The organism is Helicobacter sp. UBA3407 (assembly GCF_949747025.1).
In the GTDB taxonomy this organism is placed as follows: Bacteria; Campylobacterota; Campylobacteria; order Campylobacterales; family Helicobacteraceae; genus Helicobacter_D; species Helicobacter_D ganmani.
Map to the genome: position 1 here is coordinate 1 of NZ_CATKCB010000061.1, position 4285 is coordinate 4285.

Consider the following 4285-nt stretch of genomic DNA (forward strand, 5'->3'; position numbering starts at 1 on the left):
ATCCTATACAGATTACAAACAAGCTTTAAAAGAAAAAGAATGCTTTACTTATAAATTAGGTAAAGCACTCATTACTGCTAATTCTGTGCGGGGGGGGGGGGCGAATCTTTGCTTATTTGCAATTTTTTCAAGAAGTGCGTAAGTTAAAGAAAGAGTTTAGGGAGAAAAGGAAATGAGATTCTATTGCGTCCTTACAAACAAAGCAAAGCGTGCAAATGTAAGAATCTAATCTTAGCCACTTTATTGGAATTGAAGTAAGAAATTTGTATGATATATGCGGATTTAAGGTATCGGCTTTCTTAAAAAGGAGGCGATATGGCAGAAGTTATAATTGTTCTAGTTATTATACTCTTGCTCATTCTAGCCGTGAAAAGCTAGAGATAAGCATTAATAATTTCAACATTTTGATTTTATGCCACCTCCGCTTATAAAAGCCTTAAATCCCTTGTAAATCTAAAGCCACTTTAAGCGGGAGTGGTTTTAGTCTCAAAGCCCATTTTTCTTTAGTTTTTAGATTCTCTCTATTAAATATTTTTGATTGTTCGGCTTATGGATTTGTGCAGTGCTACGAATTGTAAGTAATTCTCGCAATGATAGAAAACCAAAGTTCTCGCAAGAACGCAAGGAGATTTCTTGCGAATTCAAGCTTTATTCCAAACTTTCTAGCATAGAGCCAATGCTCTCCTCTAAGCTAAAAAGCGGCTTCCACCCTAAATTTTGGAGCTTAGAAGTATCCAAACTTCTTTCAAAAGGAGGTAGAAAAGCCGAAAGATTCGCCTTTTGGCATTGCTTAATTGGAATCTCTATGCCTTTTTTGCTGCCTACTTCCTTTGCGATTTGCTTTGCAAGCTCCAAAATGCTGATAAAAATGTTAGGATTGGCAAGATTGTAAATACCCGTTGTGTTTTTGTCCAAAAGTCCCAATAAGATTCCACTTGAAGCGTCAAAAACATCTAAATAATTGCGTTTCGTCTCCCCTTTTGTGAGCAGGGTAATTTCGCCTTTTTCTAAGGCTTGGCTCAAAAACGCCATATAGACGCGCTGGTCTTCTTTGCTCACTCCTGCCCCTATGACTTGACTTAAGCGCAAGATACAGATATTCAAGGAATATTGCGCCGCATAAGCAATCATCAAATGCTCACACAATCGCTTGGCGGCAGGATAGCAGTTTCTAGGGTTTAGCACAGGAAGCACGCCCAAATCCTCCTCACGCACATTTTTTTCTTTTGTCTCCCCATAGACTTCCATAGTGGATAAAAAAACGATTTTTTTGCTTTGATTCTTTCTTGCTAATTCTAACAAATCTTTCGTGTGCTGGTAAATTGTTTCTATTGTTTCCACAGGAGAATCTACGAAATATTGACTTTGCGTAGGTGAGGCGCAACATAGGAGATAATCTATTTTTTCTAAGCATTCTTTGTAATCTTCAATGAACATTAAAGAATCGCATTGAGGATTGATTGAAATGCCCAAAGTCTGGAATCTTTCCAAAGCCCTTTTTTTATTTCTTGTCGTGCAATAAATTTTAATGTTTTTTACATTGCGCAAAAGAACGCTGATAAATATAGAGCCAATCAAGCCGCTTCCACCGCTGATAAGAAGTGTTTGGTTCTCTAGGGAGGCAAACCAATGTGCGAAGTTTTCTTTGAGCCTTAATGCGCCATCTCTTAAGAGTTTTGCAGTCATTTTAGATTCCAAAAATGTTTTCTACATCACGTGTTTTCATAATGGATTCTATCAAATAATAATCCATAGCTGTGGTGAGTTTGACATTACAAACCGAACATTCTACAAAATGCAATGGGATTCCATAGAAGTTTGCCATAGAAGCCGTATCAATGAAGCTTCGCTTTTCCTTTTTGGCGCGATGATGAATCCTTAAAATCTCCTCCAAAATAAAGCTTTGTGGGGCTTTTGCCACCATACATTCCTCTCTATCAAAAATCGTTTGGATTTCCCCTGCCTCCCCTTTAAGCGCAATAGTTTCATAAGTTTTTGAAGCACTAATTGCATTGCCGTGTTGCTCTACGCAAGCAAGATTTTGGGTAATTTCCTCGTGCGTGATGAGGGGGCGGACACCATCGTGGATTAGGACAATATCACGCGGATTTTTGGAGTATTTTTTGGCACATTGCAATCCCAAAAAGATAGATTCCTGCCCGCTCACTCCACCGGGGATTATCTCTGCAATTTTGGAGATTTGGTATTTGGAGATTTCTGCTTGTAGTTTGGGGATATAAGATTCTAGGCAAACAACAAGGATTTTGTCTATTTTGTGATGACTTTCAAAAATTTTTAAAGTATGGATAATCACAGGAATCCCGCCAATGGTTAAGAATTGTTTGGGGATTCCACTTTTGTGGTTCATTCTTTGTCCTGTGCCACCTGCAAAAATTACAACGATGTTTTTCAAATTTATCCTTATATGGTTTCTCTTGAATTAAAGCAATTTTAACATAAAATCTACTACTTTTGCGCTGGAATCTCCTTTGCAAGATTCCATATATTCTTCCCAAAGACAATGAGAGGTTTCTTGTTGCATTGCCAAAATCAATTCCTCTTGTGTGTAAGCGACATTTTCTCTGCCGACTAATTCCTCTGGAGTGCGATAAAGCGGGCGATTGGAAGCGAGATAATCCTCTAAATCCGGCACATAAAGCAAAATGGGGCGATGAAAAAATGCAAAATCAAAAATAATAGACGAATAATCGCTAATCAGCGCGTCGCTGATGCTTAAAATCCATTCTAAAGGCTCATAGCTAACATTGATAAAGTCTTGATTGGCGAGTTTTAGGCTTGGGTGGCTTCGCACGATGATGACTTTGTCGTCAAAAGTTCGGTTGATTTTTGGCACATCAAGCAGGATTTCTCCCTCACGTCTTTTGCGTGATTCTCTAAAAGTTGGTGCATAGAGATAGATTTTTTTGCCTTTTAATGCGGGGTATTTCTGCAGAAATTCTTGCTTGTTTTTTGTAGAATGGATTTGAAAGAATCGGTCAAGTCTTGGAAGTCCGAAGCTTAAAATTTGGGATTCTTTGACATTAAACATTCGCGCATAATCTGCTTTGAGCTTTTCATCTGAAATATTGACAAAACGCGTGTTTTTGTGAATCCTTTTTGCCCTTTTGAAATCTTGCGCATTGGTGCAAATATCAAACGCAACTTTCTTGTATAAGCCCCCACCATGCCAAAGTTGAATCACAATACTATCGCTTTTTAATTTTAGATGAGATAAAAAAAAGTTGCTTTGGTCTAGCAAAATGATTTTGGATTTCAAAAGCAAAAAGAGTGTTGAAAGTGATTTATTGTTTTTGCAGACTTTATAAGGAATCTTGCGCAAATCAAGTGTATTTTGAATGCAAGAGAGATTAGAATAAGCAAGGCTCGTATCAGAAAAAACGAGCGTGATTCCGTCTTTTTTCACAAAAGAAAAAACAAAAACAAAGATTTTTAAAAATAAAGAAAGCAAATAAGGCAAGGGATTCTCTGAAATTTAGTTATAATTGTAGGAATGATTCCATAAAATACATAAATTTAGGCTTTAGGGAATGTTTCAAAATTATTATTTTTATAATCTTTTGCAAATTTTTACCACAAAAAACTTTAAGGGTTGGGGACGCAAAAAAACAGGAAAATTTGCTGTAATGTGTCATAAAATTTTTGGTGGTGATTTGACATTGCTTGAAGATGGTTTTGTCCGCTCACTCGGGCTTGGAGTGGAAAATTCCCCAAGATTCAGTGTTGTAGAGGATAAGCTTGGAATCTATTATGACGCGACAAGCCCTAGCACATTAGAAAATTTACTCAACACCTATGATTTTGATTCCGACCCAAAACTTCTTGCGACTGCAAGGGAAGCAATGCGTCGCATTGTGCAGTATAATATTTCCAAGTATAATTGTTCCAAAATGCTTCCACAGGATTATTTTGCCAAAGATTCTAGCAAGAAAAAAATCTTGATTATTGCGCAGACGAATCAAGATTCTAGCTTGTTGTATGGTTATGGGGAGAAATTTAGCACAAGTGAGATGATAGAATCCGCATACAAAGAAAATAAAGGCGCAAAAATTTATCTGAAAATTCACCCCGATGTCCTAAGTGGCAAGCGGCAATCCGATATTCTTAAGCACGAGATTCCACCCTTTTGTGAAGTGATAACAGAGGATTTTAATCCGATTTCTTTGCTGAAATGTTTTGACAAAGTCTATACAAAAACTTCGCAAATGGGTTTTGAATCTTTGCTTGTAGGCTGTGAGTGTGTGTGCTTTGGAATGCCTTTTTATGC

At 37.3% G+C, this 4285-nt stretch carries 3 protein-coding genes and 1 pseudogene; 1 reads left to right on the forward strand and 3 read right to left on the reverse strand.

Annotated features, from left to right (window positions below):
* Positions 1 to 648 precede the first annotated feature (648 nt).
* From Q1553_RS01195 to Q1553_RS01205, 3 genes are read right to left on the reverse strand one after another with little or no spacing between them, the layout of a single operon-like run.
* Positions 649 to 1686: an NAD(P)-dependent oxidoreductase gene (locus tag Q1553_RS01195; RefSeq protein WP_300842689.1), complete on the reverse strand. Its 1038-nt coding sequence runs from the start codon at positions 1684 to 1686 to the stop codon at positions 649 to 651.
* Position 1687: 1 nt separating this feature from the next.
* Positions 1688 to 2413, reverse strand: a complete 726-nt coding sequence (locus tag Q1553_RS01200) for an IspD/TarI family cytidylyltransferase (protein WP_115552281.1) — start codon at positions 2411 to 2413, stop codon at positions 1688 to 1690.
* 27 nt (positions 2414 to 2440) lie between these two features.
* A complete protein-coding gene (locus Q1553_RS01205; protein ID WP_115552282.1) occupies positions 2441 to 3478 on the reverse strand; it encodes a CDP-glycerol glycerophosphotransferase family protein in 1038 nt (345 codons plus the stop codon).
* Between the two features lie 70 nt (positions 3479 to 3548).
* Here Q1553_RS01205 and Q1553_RS01210 point away from each other — a divergent pair.
* Positions 3549 to 4285 (forward strand): annotated as a pseudogene (locus Q1553_RS01210) (capsular polysaccharide biosynthesis protein); the annotation flags it as partial.

Coding starts and splice junctions, on each gene's coding strand:
- Q1553_RS01195 (WP_300842689.1), bottom strand. CDS start 1,686: ATGACTGCAAAACTCTTAAGAGATGGCGCATTAAGGCTCAAAGAAAAC.